Source organism: Paenibacillus sp. FW126-R14, assembly GCF_058789495.1.
In genome coordinates, this window is record NZ_JBYTBS010000058.1 from 26,482 (window position 1) to 47,201 (window position 20,720).

At 43.2% G+C, this 20,720-nt stretch carries 21 protein-coding genes; 16 read left to right on the forward strand and 5 right to left on the reverse strand.

Annotation, left to right across the window (positions count from 1 at the left end; genetic code table 11):
• Nucleotide 1: 1 nt before the first annotated feature.
• A complete protein-coding gene (locus tag AC3WRW_RS27155) occupies nt 2–367 on the reverse strand; it encodes a MerR family transcriptional regulator (protein ID WP_492549350.1) in 366 nt (121 codons plus the stop codon).
• Nucleotides 368–454: 87 nt separating this feature from the next.
• Here AC3WRW_RS27155 and AC3WRW_RS27160 point away from each other — a divergent pair, with 87 nt between their 5' ends.
• The 4 genes from AC3WRW_RS27160 to AC3WRW_RS27175 all read left to right on the forward strand — a co-directional run bounded on the left by AC3WRW_RS27160 (nt 455) and on the right by AC3WRW_RS27175 (nt 4,430).
• On the forward strand, nt 455–1,309 hold the full coding sequence (locus tag AC3WRW_RS27160) for an SDR family NAD(P)-dependent oxidoreductase (protein ID WP_492549351.1): 855 nt from the start codon (nt 455–457) through the stop codon (nt 1,307–1,309).
• A gap of 251 nt (nt 1,310–1,560) precedes the next feature.
• Complete coding sequence (locus AC3WRW_RS27165; protein WP_492549352.1) at nt 1,561–2,331, forward strand: TerC family protein; 771 nt, start codon at nt 1,561–1,563, stop codon at nt 2,329–2,331.
• Between the two features lie 125 nt (nt 2,332–2,456).
• Nucleotides 2,457–3,401 carry an N-acetyl-gamma-glutamyl-phosphate reductase gene (gene argC, locus AC3WRW_RS27170; protein ID WP_492549353.1) on the forward strand — a complete coding sequence of 315 codons (945 nt, stop codon included), beginning with the start codon at nt 2,457–2,459 and terminating at the stop codon, nt 3,399–3,401.
• A gap of 75 nt (nt 3,402–3,476) precedes the next feature.
• Nucleotides 3,477–4,430 carry a prenyltransferase/squalene oxidase repeat-containing protein gene (locus AC3WRW_RS27175; protein WP_492549354.1) on the forward strand — a complete coding sequence of 318 codons (954 nt, stop codon included), beginning with the start codon at nt 3,477–3,479 and terminating at the stop codon, nt 4,428–4,430.
• A gap of 52 nt (nt 4,431–4,482) precedes the next feature.
• Here the strand turns inward: AC3WRW_RS27175 and AC3WRW_RS27180 are convergent, their stop codons facing one another.
• Together AC3WRW_RS27180 and AC3WRW_RS27185 are read right to left on the reverse strand one after the other, a co-directional pair.
• Complete coding sequence (locus tag AC3WRW_RS27180; protein ID WP_492549355.1) at nt 4,483–5,865, reverse strand: DJ-1/PfpI family protein; 1,383 nt, start codon at nt 5,863–5,865, stop codon at nt 4,483–4,485.
• A gap of 296 nt (nt 5,866–6,161) precedes the next feature.
• A complete protein-coding gene (locus tag AC3WRW_RS27185) occupies nt 6,162–7,256 on the reverse strand; it encodes a lactonase family protein (protein ID WP_492549356.1) in 1,095 nt (364 codons plus the stop codon).
• Between the two features lie 202 nt (nt 7,257–7,458).
• Between AC3WRW_RS27185 and AC3WRW_RS27190 the strand changes: the two genes are divergently transcribed.
• Complete coding sequence (locus tag AC3WRW_RS27190) at nt 7,459–7,995, forward strand: GNAT family N-acetyltransferase (RefSeq protein ID WP_492549357.1); 537 nt, start codon at nt 7,459–7,461, stop codon at nt 7,993–7,995.
• A gap of 34 nt (nt 7,996–8,029) precedes the next feature.
• Entirely contained in the window at nt 8,030–9,268 is a 1,239-nt protein-coding gene (locus tag AC3WRW_RS27195; RefSeq protein WP_492549358.1) for a hypothetical protein, read from the forward strand.
• A gap of 40 nt (nt 9,269–9,308) precedes the next feature.
• On the opposite strand, the gene AC3WRW_RS27200 is transcribed toward AC3WRW_RS27195, so the two are convergent.
• Complete coding sequence (locus tag AC3WRW_RS27200) at nt 9,309–10,283, reverse strand: DMT family transporter (RefSeq protein WP_492549359.1); 975 nt, start codon at nt 10,281–10,283, stop codon at nt 9,309–9,311.
• A gap of 119 nt (nt 10,284–10,402) precedes the next feature.
• Here AC3WRW_RS27200 and AC3WRW_RS27205 point away from each other — a divergent pair, with 119 nt between their 5' ends.
• The 9 genes from AC3WRW_RS27205 to AC3WRW_RS27245 all read left to right on the forward strand — a co-directional run bounded on the left by AC3WRW_RS27205 (nt 10,403) and on the right by AC3WRW_RS27245 (nt 18,460).
• Nucleotides 10,403–11,755 (forward strand): aminotransferase-like domain-containing protein, encoded by a 1,353-nt coding sequence (locus tag AC3WRW_RS27205; RefSeq protein ID WP_492549360.1) that lies wholly within the window; start codon nt 10,403–10,405, stop codon nt 11,753–11,755.
• A 24-nt stretch (nt 11,756–11,779) separates the two neighbouring features.
• A complete protein-coding gene (locus tag AC3WRW_RS27210) occupies nt 11,780–12,217 on the forward strand; it encodes a GNAT family N-acetyltransferase (protein ID WP_492549361.1) in 438 nt (145 codons plus the stop codon).
• A 22-nt stretch (nt 12,218–12,239) separates the two neighbouring features.
• Entirely contained in the window at nt 12,240–12,860 is a 621-nt protein-coding gene (locus AC3WRW_RS27215) for a hypothetical protein (RefSeq protein WP_492549362.1), read from the forward strand.
• 212 nt (nt 12,861–13,072) lie between these two features.
• Nucleotides 13,073–13,612, forward strand: a complete 540-nt coding sequence (locus tag AC3WRW_RS27220; protein WP_492549363.1) for a hypothetical protein — start codon at nt 13,073–13,075, stop codon at nt 13,610–13,612.
• Nucleotides 13,613–13,619: 7 nt separating this feature from the next.
• Entirely contained in the window at nt 13,620–14,351 is a 732-nt protein-coding gene (locus tag AC3WRW_RS27225) for an ankyrin repeat domain-containing protein (RefSeq protein WP_492549364.1), read from the forward strand.
• Nucleotides 14,352–15,092: 741 nt separating this feature from the next.
• Nucleotides 15,093–15,416 (forward strand): ArsR/SmtB family transcription factor, encoded by a 324-nt coding sequence (locus AC3WRW_RS27230; RefSeq protein ID WP_492549365.1) that lies wholly within the window; start codon nt 15,093–15,095, stop codon nt 15,414–15,416.
• Between the two features lie 78 nt (nt 15,417–15,494).
• Complete coding sequence (locus AC3WRW_RS27235) at nt 15,495–16,496, forward strand: NADP-dependent oxidoreductase (protein ID WP_492549366.1); 1,002 nt, start codon at nt 15,495–15,497, stop codon at nt 16,494–16,496.
• A 52-nt stretch (nt 16,497–16,548) separates the two neighbouring features.
• Entirely contained in the window at nt 16,549–17,772 is a 1,224-nt protein-coding gene (locus tag AC3WRW_RS27240; protein WP_492549367.1) for an ankyrin repeat domain-containing protein, read from the forward strand.
• Nucleotides 17,765–18,460 (forward strand): hypothetical protein, encoded by a 696-nt coding sequence (locus tag AC3WRW_RS27245; RefSeq protein WP_492549368.1) that lies wholly within the window; start codon nt 17,765–17,767, stop codon nt 18,458–18,460. The genes AC3WRW_RS27240 and AC3WRW_RS27245 overlap by 8 nt, the downstream gene beginning before the upstream one ends.
• 60 nt (nt 18,461–18,520) lie before the next feature.
• Here AC3WRW_RS27245 and AC3WRW_RS27250 read toward each other — a convergent pair whose 3' ends face one another.
• Entirely contained in the window at nt 18,521–19,372 is an 852-nt protein-coding gene (locus tag AC3WRW_RS27250; RefSeq protein ID WP_492549369.1) for an aldo/keto reductase, read from the reverse strand.
• A gap of 182 nt (nt 19,373–19,554) precedes the next feature.
• Here AC3WRW_RS27250 and AC3WRW_RS27255 point away from each other — a divergent pair, with 182 nt between their 5' ends.
• Entirely contained in the window at nt 19,555–20,493 is a 939-nt protein-coding gene (locus AC3WRW_RS27255) for an AraC family transcriptional regulator (protein ID WP_492549370.1), read from the forward strand.
• Nucleotides 20,494–20,720 lie beyond the last annotated feature (227 nt).

Consider the following 20,720-nt stretch of genomic DNA (forward strand, 5'->3'; position numbering starts at 1 on the left):
GTCAATGGCGGTGAATCCAACCGTTGTAAGACTGGACTTTCTTGTTAATAACGTCCAACTGTCGCGAGAGGTCGTCAAGCTTTTGCATGGTGAGCTGCTGCTGCTGTACTAATAATTGGTACCTTGCAGGGATGGTCTTCTCGCCCTGGTTATACAAATCCAAATAATGACGAATCATATCAATAGACATCCCTGCGGTTCGAAAAGCAATAATGGTTTTCAGCCATCCTAATGCTGCGTCATCAAATACCCTACGGCCATTCTGATCACGTGTAACGCCAGGTATCAGCTCCTGATCCGTATAGTAGCGCACTGTATGAGGCGAGATTTGAAACATTTCGGAGACATCCTTAACGGAATAAACCATGGATGAACCACCTTTTAAAATAAAGTTGACTTCGAGTAACTCGAATAAATTATACTACATCTCAATCAACCATGTGAGGTGAATGTTATGGGAAATAAAGTTTGGTTAGTTACCGGTAGTTCCCGAGGATTAGGACGCGAAATTGTATCGAGAGCTTTGCAGCAGGGGGATTATGTTATTGCAACTGCACGCAATCTTGCCTCGTTAGAGGAATTGTCAAGCAAGCATGGAGATCGTGTTTTCACGCTCAAGCTGGATGTTACGGACATTGAAGAAGTCCAGGCAGTCGTCCAAAAGGGCTGGAGGCATTTTGGCAGAATCGATGTTCTCGTCAATAATGCGGGATATGCCAACGTCGCTTCTATTGAGGATATAGACATCCATGATTTTAAAGAACAAGTGGACGCGAATTTCTTCGGAGTAGTGTATATGACGAAAGCCGTTCTGCCGATTATGCGTGAGCAAAAACAGGGTTCCATGATTAATATCTCCTCCATTGGCGGACGTTTCGGCAATGCAGGTCTTGGCGCGTACCAAAGTTCCAAATTTGCCGTCAACGGTTTTACGGAGGTATTGGCGAAAGAAGTTGCTACTTTTGGGATCAAGGTTACTACAGTTGAGCCTGGCGGTATTGCTACGGATTGGGCAGGTTCGTCTATGAATATCCCAGAGATAAGCGATCCATACGTTCCGGTCATTGGCCCAGTTGTGGCACACTTGCAGAACATGACTGCCTTCACTCCCGAAAAGCGAATAGGCATTATAAGCGCCCCTGCCAAAATAGCGGAAGCCGTATATAAGCTAACGGAGATGGCCGAACCACCGCTGCATTTATTGATGGGGACAAGTGCGTGGCGGATTGCGCAGGAAGGTGCAAAGCGGCTGGCGGAATCGGATTTGAAGTATGAAGAGTTGACGAAATCAACTGTCTTTATGGAATAACGAATGCATCGTATTAAGGGCACCCATCTGGGTGCCCTTTGATAATTCATCATTTAAAGCGATAAGGAGAACCTTATCACAAATAACGCGAAACCTTAGCTGCGATGAACCGTATCACAAGTGACGATAATTTTGTAGTGAATGCTTTAAAAATTGGAAAAATGGGGATGGTATAAAAATCCCGGCTTTCACGAACTTGCGTTGTATGCGGGACTTTGCAGAAATCATTCAATAAGAGAGGGGAAGCGAAATTGGAGTCACTTTGGCTGGAGTACGCATGGACATTATTAATTCTTATTGGATTGGAGGGTTTGTTATCGGCCGATAATGCGCTGGTTTTGGCGGTAATAGCGAAACATTTACCGGAGGATCAAAAGAAGAGAGCCATTAATTATGGCATTATTATGGCTTTCGCTTTCCGTTTTGTCGCTCTTTTCGCGATCTCATTTATCGCCAATGTCTGGCAAGTACAGGCGATTGGGGCGGCTTACCTTTTATATCTCGGATTAAAACACATCATACAAGCACGCATAAGCAAAGGAAAGGAAACTCACAACGAAGCGGCAAAAGAATCTTCCGGGAAAGGCTTCTGGCCAACGGTAGGAAAGATTGCATTTGCAGATCTTGCCTTTGCGATAGATTCCATTCTTGCGGCAGTAGCTCTTGCGCTTGGACTGCCAGATTCGCCGCTTGGCGAATTTGGTGGGATGGACGGAGGACAATTTATCGTTGTCGTACTCGGTGGCATCGCGGGGCTAGTTTTAATCAAATACGCGGCAACATGGTTTGTAAAGCTGCTTGGGCAGCGGCCCGCTTTGGAAACAACGGCTTATGCCATCGTCGCCTGGGTCGGGGTGAAGCTTGCTGTAATTACCCTTGCACATGGGGATATTGGTATTTTAAATCATGATTTCCCGCATAGCACTGGTTGGACGCTTATCTTCTACGGCGTCTTGGTTGCTATTGCACTTATTGGCTGGTTTGCACCGGCTAACAAACAACCCCAAGCAGATCATAGCTGATCGAAGAAGAAAGGCGCTCCTTGTGGGCGTCTTTTTTAATGGGGAGGAAAACAACATAAATACATTGAATATATATACAAATATATTTATAATTATACATAAATTTAATGGTAAGAGGTGGAAAAATGACCTATAAAATATTTGTGGATGGTCAAGAAGGTACAACCGGCTTAAAAATACATGATTACTTATCTAAAATTTCTAATATTGAAGTAATCAAAATTGAGTCGGAAAAGCGAAAAGACTACGAAGCGCGTAGGACTCTAATCAATGAAGCGGATGTCGTATTCCTCTGTCTGCCAGATTCCGCTTCAAGGGATTCCGTATCTATGGTAACCAATAAAAAGACCAAAATTATTGACGCAAGTACGGCGTTTAGGACCAACCAAGATTGGACATACGGACTGCCAGAATTACATAAAAATCAAAGAAATAAAATCCAACATTCATCCAGAGTATCTGTCCCGGGATGTCACGCGACAGGGTTTATTTTAGCTATGCAACCTTTGGTCGCTGAAGGAATTGTCCCGAGGGATTATCCTACGACTTGTTATTCGCTTACAGGATATAGTGGCGGAGGCAGGAAACTTATCTCTGAATATGAGGACTCAACTAGAGATCAACTCTTCGCACCAAGACAATATGCCCTTAACCTTGACCACAAGCATCGTCCGGAAATGCAGCTATATTCGGGGTTACACTCAGCACCGCTGTTCACGCCAATAGTCGGGAACTATTATCAGGGAGATGCGGTTTCAATTCCTCTGTTTCCTAAAATGTTCAAAAAGAATGTAACCGCTAGAGATGTTCAAGAACTGCTTGCTTCGTATTATAAAGATGAACGTTTTGTACGAGTTATCCCTTACGACTCTGAGGCTTATCTTGAAGACGGTTACTTTAATCTAACGCAGTGCAATAACTCCAATAATTTGGATATATTTATATTTGGTAATGACGATGAAATATTGCTTGTTTCCAGGTTTGATAATTTGGGAAAAGGCGCCTCGGGAGCAGCTATTCAAAATATGAACATTATGCTTGGCTTTGACGAAGGAACAGGACTCGAGTAATAGAGGTGTTCAAGATTTTAATCCGAATTTATCCTTATTTTCTGAAGAAAAAGTAAGAGGTGGGAGGACCAGTAAATGACTACTAAAGATCTCGAATTCGAAATCTCGAAGTCAAAGAAATCAGTAATTGAGTGGCTGCTTGGCGGGGACCCTGCGATCCGTTGGCAGGTGATGCGTGACCTAACCGAAGAGCCCGATGACCGTGTTGCCGCAGAGCGGTCTAAGATTGCTTCGGAAGGTTGGGGTGCCCGGGTCCTCGGAATGCAATCTGCCGAGGGCAACTGGGGCGGTGCTGCCGACGCAAGGAACTGGCTGTGTACGAGCTACACTTTGCTGCTTTTGAAGGATTTAGGCTTGGATCCGTTGGGTGAGGAAACCCGCAGATCGATTGGCCTAGTGCGTAATCACATCACCTGGCCACAGCAAATGGGAGGTCTGCCCTACTTCGATGGCGAGACCGAGCCCTGTGTCAATGGTTGGATCCTAGGAGTGGGTGCCTACTTCGGAGAGGCAAGCGATCGGTTAGTCGATCGACTCCTCAGTGAGCAGCTTGAGGACGGAGGTTGGAATTGCAACGCTCCTCAAAGTCGACGATCTTCCTTCCACAGTACCATTTGTGTTTTGGAAGGGCTATTAGAGTACGAGAAGGCTAAGGGTGATGCTGTTGCGGTGACTGAAGCCCGCATCCGGGCGCAAGAATATCTTATGGAGCGTGGCATGTTGAGGTCACTCTCATCCGGCGAGGTGATCGATCCCAATTGGACGCAGTTCTCATTCCCGACCACGTGGCATTACGACGTGCTGAGGGGGTTGGATTATTTACGCAGCGCCGGTGTCGAACCCGATGAACGGATCTCCGAGGCGGTCGGTCTGGTGGCGAAGAAACAAGATCAAAATGGGAAATGGCCGCTCGAGAACGTTCACCCCGATCGAGTTCACTTCGACATGGAAGGTGTAGAAGGCGAACCTAGCCGATGGAACACTCTCCGCGCCCTACGAGTGCTAGATTGGTACTCAACACGATACTGATATATCCAAAATTAATGAAGGCAGCCGGCATCAAGCGGCTGCCTTTTCCCTTTTAGCGAGCAGAATGCCCAATATCAGCAGAAGCTCCTTTTTTCCTATGGATGAAGCGACGATCGATGAATAAAGCGATAAGCAAAGATAAGACGCCGAGCAACACTGGTACGCCGAATGCTTCGATCGAGAAGGAACTACCTTTCAGATTCAGGTGTTCGGTAGCGCGATACTCGAGCCGCTTAGCGGCAAATTTCGCCGTCTGGATATCCTCCTGCCCGGCCAAATCCTCGAATGCGGGATCCATTGCAAATCTATTCGTCGCATCTCGGTGCAGGAACAACAATTTCGCGCTGTTGCCGCTGTTCTTCCATTGGTTGATGTCTTTCGAGGCAGTAGACTCGGCATTGGCACCGACGACTATCATTTTCGCCAGCTTCGGCACGTTAGTAGGTTGATAACGCGCAACAAGATTCAAGCCGTGCTTGGTTACAATTGGTTTGTTAGTGCTGGAAACGGTCAACGTCGTGGTCGTACCGGAAGCGGCGTACGTATCGAATGCGGCGGACAAATCCAGTTCATCGGCGCCGTTATATAGCAGCACGCCCGCTTTTACTTTGTTCCATTGATAAGCGTTGTTCAGTATGTACGTTATATCGCTCAATCCGGCAATGAAAGGCTTCATTTGCGGGTTTGTCACGTAATCATAAGAGGGATAGTTCATCCCTTCCGCTACTTTCTTCGCCGCCGCCTCGCCCAACTGCTGTGAGATGACGTAAAGCGCAGCATCGATGCCCGATGTCAGACCGGCAGAAGACACGATATTATCTTGCGGGACGTAGCGCCGATCTTTTACCCACTTGATTTCCGGATATTTGTTAATGAGTCGGTTGATGTCACCCCAGTGCGTTGCGGCCGATTTACCGTTCAACAAGCCGGTATCCGCCAGGTTTTCAGCTCCGTTGCAAATGGAGATCAATGTCGTTCTGGCGCCCGAGTGCTTACGAATCCATTCCCGAACAGGTGCATATTTTTTCTCGTCCAAAATCGGCATAAATGGAATGACGATTACGTCCGGGCTTTTGCCAAGCATCGCATCCATTTCGTCAAATGAATAATGCGGGACGACATCGAGTCCGCCGGTTAGTGATTTAATTTCGCGATCGGGGGCAACGCCGTATACATTGTATGCTTCAGTCATCGCAAACATCTCGTACGGGACGAGAAAATCGAACACTTCCGTTGATTCGTTCGCCAACAGCACAGCCACGGTAGGTTTGTTCAGGTCATATTTCGGCACCTGCACATCCGTTAATACAGGGGGAGCTTTATCGTATACCGACATTCCGGCATTCATCGTATTGATGAAACCGACCGCGCCTGTCCCCCCTACGACGACGGCAAAAACGATGAGATAGATCATGATGCGAAATACAGTTCTCACTTACTTCTCTCCTTCCAACTAGATTGCTTTCTTATAGAATTTAACAAAACAAGATGAACATATCATCTGTCTTTGGTTCGGTAGAGGGACTCGCCAAATGTTGGAGCTGTCACTGGACCTAAGTCTGTATTCTTTTTTTAGCATGACTCGATAGGGCTATAGATGAACTTGCAGATAACCCCTTCTATGGTATATTATACCATTGAAGGGGTCGGTTTATTGTCAATCGGTCATTCGTTATCAACACGGGATGGTGCCGAAGAGATGTACCCGGAGCAAGAGAGTATCGCTGAATTTCAAAGCACAGCCAAACCTTGCGAGCCCAAGTAAGGAAAGCTGGTCGATGCAGCAACCTGCAATCTGATCAAACTGCCATCATCCTTGATTTGAAATACGGAGACTGTGCCCTGATTGCCGTTAAGGGTGTAAAAATTGCGTCCGTCTTTACTCACACCAGCATCTATAGGTATGCCAGCAGGTGTGCCAACAGCTGTACTTGTAACGTACCCGAGTACCGTTAGCAAACCTCTGTCATCTATTCGGTAAGTGGAAATTGTGCCGCTTAAGGTATTGGTGGTATATGCATAACGTTCATTACTCGAAACTGCAACCCAGCAGGCTGTCTTCTGGCCGTTCTGCACAGATCCGCTAATAACATGAAGCAGCCCGTTGCCACTTATCGAATAGGAGGACAGCGCACTGGAAGCTACTTCCGTAACTAAAAGAATTCCTGAGGACAGGAAGCAAGCGCCTAAAGGTCTCGTACCATTCGATTGGTTAATGATGGGTCTTGCAACAGTACCATTTGGATTAACATGAAAAACACTGAGGAGGTCTGTAGTAAACTCAGTTACAACGATTTTGCTGCCATCTGGAGTGAATAAAACCTGTGCAGGCTGAGCGTTAATCGTACTTAGAGAATGGGTGGAACCCGGAATATTCATAAGCCGTCCGTTGTCCGCTACGTGAAAACCAGTGATATTGGATGCAAAATGATTAGCGGCATTTCCTACATTTGAAACATAGAGTAGATTGCCGAATACATTTACGCTATTTGGCTGTGCGCCTCCCGATGGTTTCACATCGGCGAGAACGAGTCCTCCGTTGTCGGTAATAATGAAGCTGCTGATACTATTGCTGCCTGCATTGACTGCAAATAAGAAACGACCATCACGGGATAAAGTTAGTGATCCTTGTGAGAGTAGGGGATCAATGCCGTCGTTTGCTGTTGCAGGTGAAACTTTCTTTGTCCCCGTACCTCTTCCATATGTTGGGTAGGCCCCCATAAAGGTAAGCATACCATTCACGTCTCTGTAAAAAGCAATGACTTCGTTCATTTGTTCCATATTGGACATGATGTAAACCATACTTGTTCCAGTAGATGTCGGCATGATCTGACTTTCCTCCTTAGAGCAGTACTAGCTCTTTGCTCTGCCTAAGATTATGCTTTCATTTAATAGTATTCAGCTGGGCTAATCACACATGACTTTTTACACAAAAAACATGTAGAATTAATAAAATCCACCAAGTCCTTTTATATACTTATAGTTGTTTGATATCGCGAACTATAAGGACTAGGTGGGAATAGACATAATGTTAAAAAAACGTGATTTGAACGAATGCCATACATTATTTAGCTTAATGATGGATCCTGAAGTGTTTCCATACGTCCGTTATAAATGTAAATTTTATGAAGAATATTTATTCGTGACCAAACAGTTGATCGTTGAAGAAGAGCTGGAGACGTGTATTTCAAGAACAATACTTGATGACATGGGACATCCGATTGGCACCATTGATTTATATGATATTGCGAATAAAACAGGCTTCTTGGCCACGTGGATCGGAACTCCTTATTTTGGAAAAGGGTATAACCAACGAGCGAAGGAATCCTTTTTTACTGAACTGTTTCTTGAACATCAGATCGAAACGGTATTTTTGAAAATCCGCAAACAAAATATTCGATCGAAGAAGGCGGTAGAAAAACTGCCGTATGCCAAATTAGCAAATGATATCCACCATGAAATATATCAATCGATCAATAAAGCGGAACAGATTTATGATTTGTATCAAGTGGAGCGGGTAGACTTTTTTGAATGCAGCAAATGTTTCATTAAACAGTTGGTATAAGTATCCATGACTAATATTGTGGAAGGGAGCCCTAATGAACAAAAACGTTAAATACATAATGTTAATTTTAATTAGCGGGTTGAGTTTTACCTTTAGCCATCAAGCATTTGCAACCATCGATTTAATGGCAAACAGCCAGCTAGTCGTTCTTTCGGAGACAAAATTGCTAGATGACTATAAGAATCCGAATTCGGTGGCAGGATCAGTTTCCGGTATTCAAATGTTAAGAGTTGCATGCAACTATCAGCAAGGAGATTGTTTGGCGAAGGAGAACGGCAAAGAATATATTCGCGTGAAAACGTGGATGGGAGAGAAATGGATTGAGGATGACAACAAAATCACTGCAGGCGGCTACTGGGAAACGGAAAGAGACATTACGATCGTTAATGAAATGAACATGTATGACCATCCCAATGTCGGTGTTTTCATGAATGAGTCGCCACAAGTGCTCAAGCCGCAAAAAGTCCATGTAACTGCGAAGTATCAAAATTTATATAAAGGGGCACGAACGGGTAGGGCGATGTTTGAGGCACCCATATGGTACCGTATTTCTACAGATGAATGGGGGGAGAAGTGGATTGAAAACCCGTTTATTCTTGAAGACGTAGTAGAGCAACCTAGTGACATGATCATTAAATTTAAAGGGAATGAACTACTTTATAATTACCCATTCGTTGGCTCAGGAAATGGCGTTCAAGCGAACCCAGGATTAGGTCAATTGGTTTCACGCGTCACGATCCATGCGGGAGCTGGAAGTGCCCAATGGTACAAGGTACAGTTGGAAGATGGAACGTTCAAATGGGCTTTAGCAAATTTATTGTTATATCCTTCTGAGAACGGACCGTTGACACAATTCGACCTTTCCAATGAGAAGATCAAATTGCGGACTGCAACGCGTTATTTTGACATTGATGGAGAATCAGGACCGACTTTGCAAAATTGGTTGCAGCCCGGTGACTATGTTGCCGACAAAATCAATAATGGGTGGGCACGCATCCAAACGCCGTACGGATGGAAAGTCGTTAATCTAGATCGGGCGCCACTCGAACGTCCTAACGGAATTACAGAAACAAAAGAGCAGGTCAAATTGACACCAGAAACAAAAACGTACTATTTTCCATTAACTGGGGAAGTTTGTCATGATGCTGGTACCTTTACTTTTCAAGATGCCCAGTCTTTTGAGAAATGGATTTCCCCACAAGGCGTTAGCTGGTATCATATTTCAACTTACAGCGGTATTGTATGGGTGCCGGAAAAACCGATAGCGCAATAATAATACATTGAATATCTGAATTTTGAGCAAGAGCAGTGTATCATTCATTCTTATTTATTTGAACAGACCCTTTGGGAGGAAGCGTGGTCTTTCTCCCTCTCCAAGTCCCCGCATTCGCGCCCAACACTCCTGCGATAATGACAGCCGCGCCGATTAAGTGGTAGTAGGCAAGCTGTTCGTTTAAGAACACGAAGCCCCCAACAATTGAAACCAATGTTGCAAGATGATTGAACACGCTCACTTTCGATGCCTCCAGCTTCGACAAAGCGTAATTGCTGAGCAAGCTGGAAATGAGCGAGGAGAGTACGCCCAAATAAAGTATTGCCAACAGAAACACCGGGCTAGCAAACGGCTCAAAATAATGAGATAGCGTGCCTTCTGCCAAGTGCTGGCCGACGGCCATCAAGTTGAAGACAAGGAAGCCAATCACCGTCATCACATAAGTCATGGCAATCACATTCATGCGCGAAGTAAGTCTCCTTGCTAGCACGCTATATCCGGCTAAAGCTAGGGCTGACAAGAGAATGAGCAGTGTGCCTTTCATATTGGTTAGATCTATCGACGTACCTTTCATGACAAAGATGAAGATGACTCCCGCTACGGAGAGAAGCGTTGAAAGCTGCTGCAGCCTCGTAGTACGTTCCTTCAGGAAAAAAGCAGCCGCAACCATCGTGAAGATTGGCACCGTCGCGTGGATAATACCAGCCTCCGCAGAGGTTGTGAATCGCAAGCCAAAAGCTTGAAAAGCGAAGAACATCGACGGATATAAGACGGCAAGCGGAAGAATAGCGAGCACGTCCCGCGGCTTAATGTGAAGCTTCATCCACCCAAACCATACAGGAATGGACGCAGCGATAAAGGAGACGGTAAAGCGGTGAGCAAGGCTATCCAGCGGCGTTGCCACCGATAAAGCTAATTTTCCGAAAAGAAACGAGAGTCCTACGATCGTGGAATAGATAACGATCGCTGAATATGCGAATCGCTTTGTCTTGGAATCGATTTGTGGTGGTGTCATAACGTTTTTCCTCCTAGTGACTTTTTCTGATAGGAATATCGTATCTCCCAGCCGTGCATGATACAATAAAGAAAACTGCCATCTGTACCGTTACAGATGGCAAGCAAGGGGCTTGTCCGATGTACATGTATTTGAAGCTCATGAATGAGCTGGAGGAACTGATTCTGAAACAGCCGTATAAGGACGGTCAGAAACTTCCTTCGATCCGCAAGCTTTCGGAGCAGTACAGCTGCAGCAAAAGTACAATTATTAAAGCGCTGGACGAGCTGGAGAAGCGCCATCTCATATATGCGATGCCGAAGAGCGGCTATTATGTAGTTAAAGGGACAAATTCCGCCCAAGGCGAAGCGTCACCTATTTTGAACTTTGCGGCAGCTGCTCCTGATCCGGATGTATTTCCGTATTTGGATTTTCAGCATTGCATCAATAAAGCGATCGATACTTACCAGAAGGATTTGTTTGTTTATGGCACAGCGAAAGGAATGGCCTCCTTGATCGATGTCGTCCGCAAGCAATTCATGGGCTATCAGGTGTTTACCGAGGAGCGGAATCTGTTTGTTGTCTCCGGGGTTCAGCAGGCTCTGTCGCTGCTTGCAGCTATGCCCTTCCCAAATGGCAAGCAGAAGGTGCTGATCGAACAGCCAGGTTACCATTTGTTTATCGAATATTTGGAGACGCGTCGCGTGCCCGTCATCGGCATCGAACGCCGCTTTGCGGGGATTGATTTTGACAAGCTGGAGAAAATTTTTCGTACGGAGGACATCAAGTTTTTTTATACGATGCCGCGTTTCCACAATCCTCTGGGGAGTTCCTATACGAACAAAGAAAAGAAGAGACTTGCCAGGCTTGCCGCCAAATACGACGTATACATCGTTGAAGATGATTACCTCGCAGATTTCGAACAGGACAGCAAGGCTGATCCAATCTTTACGCATGACGATTCGTCTCATGTTATTTATTTAAAAAGCTATTCCAAAATTATTTTTCCCGGCCTGCGCATCGGCATCGCGGTCATCCCTGATCTGCTCGCTGAAGCGTTCCAGCTGTATAAGAAGCAAGACGATATAGACAGCTCCATGCTGTCGCAGGCTGCGCTTGAAATTTATTTGCGCAGCGGCATGTTCGATCGCCATCTTGCCAAAATCCGCAGCAGATACGCAGCAAGGGCGAAGCTGCTCGATGCTGCGCTTGCGAAGGAGGCTGCCCGCAGCGGCGGGGCTTTCCTCTATGAGCGCTCGAAAAATCCGTTCATTCATACGCATATTTTGCTGGATAAAGCGGTTTCCGCTACGCGTCTTATAGAAAAACTAAAGAGAGAATCGATCCTACTGGAGTCTTTGGAGCGGAATTATTTGCTGCATTTCGAGAGGGGAAATATCGTGAAGCTAAACGCAACCAACGTAAACGAGGAAGATATTGCGAGGGGAATAGAACGGATTAGCGCCATGATTGCCCAGTCCGCGAGCAAATAACGAATAAAGGAGCTGTCATTTTAGATGAAACAGATTACCCTTCGCCAATCCCAAAGTTCCGATGTTGAGACCATTGCTGATTTACGGGCCGTTGTATTACGAGATGATTTAACGAGGTTAGGAAGGTTTGATGAAGAGAAGGTTCGTCAACGATTGCGGAATTCATTTGATCCTGTTCACACATGGATCATTGAATCAGAATCTTCTTTTGTAGGCTGCGTAGCTCTTAAACCAACGTTAGAGGGTTATTTGTTGGAGCATTTTTATATTTCCCCCAATTACCAAGGTCAAGGGGTCGGTAGTTATGTGTTAAAGAGAATGCTTGAGCAAGATGAGGTAAAAGGAAAACGCGTATTATTAAATGTCTTGCAAGGAAGCTCTGCTAAACGACTATATGAACGGTTTGGTTTTCGAGTTGATAGCGAGGATCATATAGATGTTTTTATGTCTGTGGAGGTTTGATAGCCATGAGGAGTAAAAAGTAATGGGAAAAGTTAGTGCAGTAATACAAGATCCATATTATGAGCAGCCCTCTTGGTTATCAAAAGTTGAATATAGAGAAACCATTAATCTTTCAAGGTTTTCTAGGCCAGAAGATGCCGTTATGTTTTTTACGTTATTATGCGGGTTTAACAACGTAGAGGTAAATAAAGATCCTGTTGAAGTATTAAATGAGCTCATAAGCTTTGATGAAGTTGCAATAAGAGGTGGCTTAGCCTTTGAAGATAAAGATAAAGTAATACTTCCTAGCTGTTGTTGTGGGCTTGAGAATTGGAGGGAAGTGCTTGACGCGGTATTAAGTAGAAAAGATGTATGGCTTGGTCATGATCCATATCCTTCTTTAGAGTATGTAAATGATTCCGTAAGGGTCTGGTCTGACGATTTTTCAGGCACAATGAGAAAAGATGTATCGGAGCTAGAATTGCAGAAAATATTTTATATTGAATACAATCGAAACGATTTAATAAATAAGCTCAAAGCCATTGAGAAAGATTTATTGGAATTTTATAAGTATTCATTTGAGAAGGTACTATATATGGTCGACGATAAACAGAAAGAAATGTTGTTTTTGAAATATTGTAAGTGGTTTTATCTGGAGGTATGATAGGTGATTGTGGCAAGGAATCAATAACAACAAAGGATAAAAATTAATATCATATCTAGACAGGGAGGACGCAAAGGTAGGATGTTTAAAACTACCTTTTTTTGTTTGAGCTGTTGGGGATCAAAACGCAACTATTAATGAATTTACGGCGTCTAATAAAATAGGGATTATATGGTAATGGACGAAATTACGATGATAATTGGTGATAAATTATGAAAAGAATTGTAATAATGATGACTGTTGTGCTGATTTTCACAGGTTGCGATCTTTCAAGAGAGGTTAAGTCAATTCATACACCAAAGAAGATTACCGATGATGATACACCACTCTTACTCCCCTTGCCCGAACCTATCTCAATTCTAGTTCCACTACTTGACATTACGTATATCGATGATAAACAATATCCGGATCCTACTCAAAATAAAGCAGTTAAAATAATTAACGAAAATACAATGGCCATCAATAATCGCGATAAAACTAAGTTTCTTGCAACCTTTGCTTCTAGTTCAAGTGGTGATGAATCACGCCTAGTGAGCAGTTACAATTATATTACTGAGTTTCAAAATGAGTATATTCTCAACACGGAGAATATTAAATTTAATCAAGATGCTAATGGGAGTGGCCCAAACGAATACGGAGTTACTCTGGTGAGAACGATCTATTTACATAGCAAAAATGAAACAAAGCAAGAAACATCAACTTATTACTTCAAGAAAGTTAAAAATCAACTGGAATTATTCGCAATAGATTAGGGGAGTGATGGATTCTGAGAAAATTTGTTCTTGGTCTAATGTGCGGAATGTTAGTACCAATGGCGATGTATCGGGATACAAGAAAGTTGAATTCCATATTATTGAGACCAGAGAAGGGGTTAAAAAGGTAGTAAATTCGTTATATGATCAAGCGGTTCAAAAGAATAGCACTGGAATTTATAACATTTTAAAACCTGTCAATAAAGAACAACGAGATCTTTTATTTTTGCAAGTCATGCAAATCGCTTTTATGCACGATTCTTCTGTTGTGAAACTTATTATGGCAGAGTTTTTAAAGTTTCCAATCGATATTAATAACCAAGATAAAGAAGGGGGAGATACATCTCTACAGTATGCCGCTACTTTTGCCCCTGATCTTGTACCCCTCCTTATACAATCAGGAGCTAATGTGAACCTTTCTAATCATTCGAAATTAACTCCATTAATTTTAATGAGTTCTAGACAAAGACCAGATCTTGTCAAATTGCTGATCGATGCAGGCGCTGATGTAAATGCAAACTCTGATACTGGATATACTCCACTTTTAGCCGCACTACGTCCAATGTTTGGAAACTACACAGATAAAACCGCTGAGAATCTTGAATTGCTTCTTAAAGCTGGTGCTAACGTAGATGTGAGCTATGAGGAAGGTGGAACGCCCTACTCGATCATGGAATATGTTTATCCAGATGAGCTTAGACAAAGATTGATCAATCTTTTAGATGCCTACAATAAATGAAGAAGTGTTTGTTAGTAATAATCAAACCGATTGTTTAGGAAGGGCGTGTTTGAATTGAAGTTTTTTAATAATGGGCTATACGTACTTTATGCAATTATTTTAGCTGGCATATCTATTTTCACCCGAGAAATAATTACTTTTATTATGTTGGGATTTGTTTTCATGGTTTTGTTGAATATTAATTCTACCTTGCAAAAGATACTTGCAAAAATGAATAATGACAAAGCACCTCAGGACATATTCTTCAAACGAAAAAAATCTGAGGAGTGAACATTTGGCGAATATCAATCGATAGAGTTCAATCAGCCGGGATACATATCCACGCACATGAACAAAATATTACATACGATACATCGTAATTTAATTTGATTAAGAAGGTGTATCAGAATGTCATGTTCGTGTGGATGCGGCGGAAAGAAACGCAACAAACCGGCTAGTAAAACTACCCGTATGGTTAGTGTCAGAATTGGAAATTCCATTTCTCGATCACAGGAAATGCCGAACCATGCAAGCCATTAATCGCGGTAGGAAAAAGTTTTGCCGAAGCCAGTGCTTGTCTGTTGAAAAATCATTTTTTTGTAGCGGGCACATCAGAATTAAGTACGGCATTTACAAGAATCCGTGACCTTAGGGGTGGGAAACATTTACATTAATTTTGATGTACGTTGCACTTGATTTTATGTAACAAATAATTATAATATGTTTAAGTGATTAAACAAATGAACGGAAGGTGGAGACCGTATGAGCCAACAAACCGAGCATGTTCTGCAACAATTTAAAGAGTGCATCCCGCTGCTGGAAGTGTTGACTGATGTGAACCGGCAAGCCATTATTATGCTGCTGGCACAGCACAAATCAGGACTCAATGTCAATACGATAGCGGAGCATATCAATCTGTCCAGGCCGGCCGTCTCCCACCATTTGAAGGTGTTGAAGCAATCTGGTTTTGTTAGCTCCGAGAAAAAAAGCGTGGAAAATTACTATCTGTTGACGGTTCTCAAACCTCTGGAACAGCTCAAATTACTAATTGCGGCCGTCGAAGCTGAGTGCAATAAGTCTCAATAACAAAATAAGGAATGGAAGTTCCTTTTTGCACTATCGGTTTATATGTTTAAACCAATAATCTAACTGGAGTGATTAAAGATGAAGGCCATGGTCATTGAGAAATACGGAAAAAAAGCCCCGTTAATGATGACAGAACATCCGACGCCTGAAATCGGAGAACATGATGTGCTCGTGGAAATTCATGCAGCCAGCTTAAATCCGATCGATTTTAAAATAAAAGAAGGAAAAGTAAAATTCCTGTTAAAGTATAAGTTTCCTCTAATCTTAGGAAATGATTTCTCCGGAGTTGTTGTTAAAGTTGGCAAACAGGTGAGTGCATTTAAACCTGGCGATGAAGTTTACGGGCGACCCCGCAAAAACCGGATCGGCACATTAGCCGAATATATTTCTGTACACGAAGAAGATATTTCGCTGAAGCCGCAAAATCTTAGCTTTGAAGAAGCGGCATCGGTACCGTTGGTCGGCCTAACGACTTACCAAGCTTTCTCAGAAATTTTGAAACTTCAAAAAGGTCAAAAAATTTTGATTCACGCAGGCTCAGGAGGCGTGGGCACCTTTGCTATCCAGCTGGCCAAGCTGATTGGAGCTTTTGTCGCCACAACAGCAAGCGATAAAGGTTATGAATTAGTCAAAGCGCTAGGTGCCGATCTGATTATTAATTATAAAAAAGAAAATTTTGAGGAGATGCTTACGGGATATGACGCTGTTTTTGATACTTTAGGCGGAGATATTTTGGAAAAATCATTCCAGATATTAAAACCAAACGGACAAATAGTATCCATCTCCGGCCTACCAAACGCAGCATTTGGAAAAGAAGAACAATTGGGGTGGATGAAAACGGCCGTTTTGTCCATCGTGAGCCGAAAGATCACAGCACTTGAGAAGAAGAGCCGGACGAGATATCGTTACCTTTTTATGAAACCAAGCGGAGTTCAATTGAAGGTATTAAAAGAGTATATGGAAAGAGGTCACATTAAGCCCATTATTGATAAGGTGTATAGTTTGGAAGATGCCGATCAGGCGCTTCATTATCTTGAAAGCGGAAGTGCCAAAGGAAAGGTCATCATTCGAATAAAGTAATCCCATTTTATGGTATCATAATTTAGAGTGATGATGATTGGGGGCTAGAAAGATGAATGAGCAAATGGTCATTGAACAATTCAAACAGGCGGTCATGAGCAATGACACGGCCGCGACGAGACGATGCCTAAACGAGCATCCTTTTCTGGTCAAGCAAATTAACGAGCCGTGGTTCTCCTTCGAAACACCTGCGATCGTCGCTGCAGCAGCGAAAGGCAATCGCGAAACCGTGGATATATTGCTGGAGTACGGCGCAGATTTGAATGCAAAAAGCAGTTGGTGGGCCGGGGGGTTCGGGGTTTTGCATCATGGCCATCATGAGCTTTCCCGTTATTTGATTGGGCGAGGGGCTTCCGTCGATATTCACGCTGCGGCAGCGCTCGGTATGTTTGATGCAGTGAAAGAAATTGTAGAGAAGAATCCTGCAGCCGTCAATCAACGCGGACCCGATGGTCAGGTTCCGCTTCATTTTGCCACTGAATATGAAATCATGGATTATCTGCTCGACCGCGGCGCCGATATCGATAGGCGCGATATCGATCATGGCAGCACCCCGGCTCAGTGGGCGATCGATGACGAGGCTAAATGCAGGTTTCTCATTGGGCGCGGCGCGGCTGCGGATATTTTTATGGCGATCAATATTGGAGATGCCGAGCTGGTCCACTCTTTCATTCGTTCCGCTCCTGAGTGCCTTCAAGCTCAAGTAGGGCGGGGCAGCTTCACATCAGGCGATTCGAACGGTGGACATATCTATGTATATAAAATAGGTCCAAATACGAAGCCGTTTCATCTTGCAGCGCGGCGCAATCATCCCGAGATCGTGGATCTGATTGCGAAGCACAGTCCTCCAAAGCAGCGTCTGCTGCTTGCGTGCATGCTGGCCGATCCGGTGGCCGTGAAAACTCTGCTTGAGCAGGATTCGAATTTGTTTCCGTCACTCGCGTTCGAGGATCTGAGCGTAATCGCCGATGCCGCATGGAACAATGAGGTTGAAGCCGTTCGTGTGATGCTCGAAGCCGGGTTCCCTGCGGATTCCCGCCGCGATAGCAGCGATTTTACAGCGCTTCATAACGCGGCTATGAGAGGAAACGACCAAGCGGTACGGCTGCTACTTGCGCATGGCGCATCCGTTCACTTGACCCACGGGCACGGCGGCGATGCATTAGGCTGCTGCAAATGGGGAGCTGTACACATTCGAGATGCGGCCGGGAATTATCCGGCGGTGGCTGAACTCCTCATCCAAGCTGGTTCTCGGGAAAGAGGGAGAAATGAATAAGTTATCCTTTTTCATTATTATTGCGATAGTAAATCTAAGTGGCTGTTCGATAACACAGGAGCCAAATGATCCCCCTTTACAGTCCCCAGCACCATCAATTAGTAGTGAAGTAGTCAATACGATTGAAACGACTAGTTCACCAACTGTGAAACCTGTGGAAACTCCTGTAAAGGAAAAAGAGATCAATAAAATAACGATTGAAGAAGCGATTCAACTAGTCAAATCGAAATTGGATGCGGAAGCAATTAGAGTTTCAAATATAAGAGAAGATGGAGTAGATAAAGAAGGGAAGTATGTAATTCGCCAATCCAGTCAGGCAACTACTACAGTAATAGAGTGGTACCACGTTGACCCCGTTTCTAAATCGATAAGTTGTCAAATACTTAAAGATTCATGTTTAACAGAGAACACTCATTTATCCATATCAGAGATAAATAAGAATTTTAATAAGGAACAGAGTAAAGCGTTAGAACTAGCCAGTGACTTTGCTCAGAAAAATTTAACTGATCTAGGGTATATGAAAGATCTTACATATATTGAATTAAGAAATGAAGCAGAAAGAGTATACACGTTTCAAGTCTATAACCCTGGTTCAGGACAAACTGAAACGATAGATTGGTTGACAGTTGATCTTGAGAAAAATGCTGTATCTGCTATGTTTAATAAAGAGCCTAATAATAAGAAATAAGCTAATGATTGGAACATAGAAGACCCTCAGCGCGTTGCTGTGGGTCTCTTTTAACCATTTTTAGATATCAAGTTTACGGTTAGCAATCCACTTCACCATTTCAGGGTCGCGATGCGAAAAGAACAGGCTTTGTTTCGTATCTAATGAAGTGATCGTCTCCATATCCTCTTGGCTCAATTTAAAATCAAAGATGTTGAAGTTTTCGATCATTCTTTCTTTACGGACAGACTTTGGAATCACAACGACTTCTCTTTGTGTCAACCACCGTAAAACCACCTGTGCGACGGATTTATGATATTTTTCAGCTATGGATTCCAATAACTCATTCTGAAATAAGTTATTTCTTCCTTCAGCAAAAGGCGCCCAAGATTCGATTTGAACACTATTTTCTTGCATGAATTGTGCATTTTCAATTTGTTGGTTGAAAGGATGCGTTTCAACTTGATTAACAGCAGGAACGATATGATTATGAATGATTAAATCAATCAGACGATCCTCATGGAAATTGCTAACGCCAATTGAACGGACTTTTCCTTCACGATACAATTCCTCCATAGCGCGCCAGGAACCATGCACATCGCCGAATGGCTGATGAATTAAATATAAATCCAAATAATCCAATTGCAATCTTTCTAATGATTTTCTAAAGGCATTTTTTGTACGCTCATAACCAGTATCCTGCACCCAAAGTTTCGTTGTAATAAATAATTCCTCTCTCGCTACGCCACTCCGTTTGATTGCTCTGCCAACAGCTTCTTCATTTAGATAAGAGGCAGCTGTATCAATAAGCCGATAGCCTGCCATAATAGCGTCATATACGCTTTGTTCGCATTCATTTTGATCTGCAATCTGATATACACCAAAACCAAGGATCGGCATCTCAACCCCATTGTTCAAAATTACTTTCTGCATATTATATCCTCCGATTTTTAATATGACGTACCGATCATCACATTCTTATTATGCACCAAATGACAAAGAGACCGTTATCCCATTCGTGCCAAAGGTTTGCCTAATCCTCTCACAACCACTTATTTATCAGACAAATATGGACTATAATCGAACTATAAAAAAATAGAAACAAGGAGAATCAAATGTCGGAATTAGTCTCTAAACAACAGGATGAGCTTATTAAAATCATAGAACGCTATGCACAAAAAGACGGTGTACATCCTACTGCTATTCCGTCCTTATTTTTCATGCGTGTTTCGAATACGGCTGAACAAAGTCATGGCGTTTACAAGCCTTCCTTTTGCATGGTGGTCCAAGGGGTGAAGGAGGTTTGGCTGGCACAGGAGCTTTTTAGGTACAGTCCTGCCGATTACCTTGTTGCATCCGTTCACTTGCCTGTTACCGCGAAAGTCACTGAAGCTACGGCCGATGTTCCCTATTTGGGCTTCAAACTTGAATTTACACCAAGTCAAATCTTAGAGCTTTTACAGGATTCTGAATTTCGTGTTGATCTGAAACAGAATTCGAAGCGGGCGATGTATGTCAGCCAGATCGAATCTTCCTTGTTAGATTCAGTCATCCGGTTAGCTCGATTGCTTGATAATCCGATAGATATTCCGGTGCTTGCTCCGCTGTTTATAAAGGAAATTCTTTATCGGGTGCTGCAAGGCCAGAACGGGGTTATTTTGGAGCATATTGTGATGGAAGGAAGTTCAACCCATCGAATCAAAGATGTGATTGAACAAATAATGAGTCACTATGACAGGCCGTTACGGATCCAAGAACTTGCCGAACTAGCGAATATGAGTGTTTCTTCGTTTCATAGACACTTTAAAGAAGTCACTGCGATGAGCCCACTTCAATTTCAAAAACAAATTCGGTTGCAAGAAGCACGGCGTCTATTATTAACGGAAGCGGGAGATGCATCTGAGGTTGCCTACCGGATAGGGTACGAAAGTGTATCCCAGTTTAGCCGTGAATATACTCGCATGTTTGGCTTTCCTCCCAAAGCTGACAAAAAGCGCTTGAAAGAAACATATGACCAGGCACAGGTAATTACTACCCAAAAATCACAAGTGTGAGATTTAGGTCAATTTTTTTAAGGAAGAGGTTAAATAATTGCGATCCATTTCCAAATTATAACATCTATAATGGGTAATGAGATCGGAGGTTGTATGATGAAGCTAAGTAAAGTGGGGCTACTTATAATTAGTATTTTATCTGTATTATTGTGTATTCTCGGAGTAACAAGCTTAATAATCTCATACAAAGTAACTTCTTGGATTAAAAATATCGAGCAAATTAAATT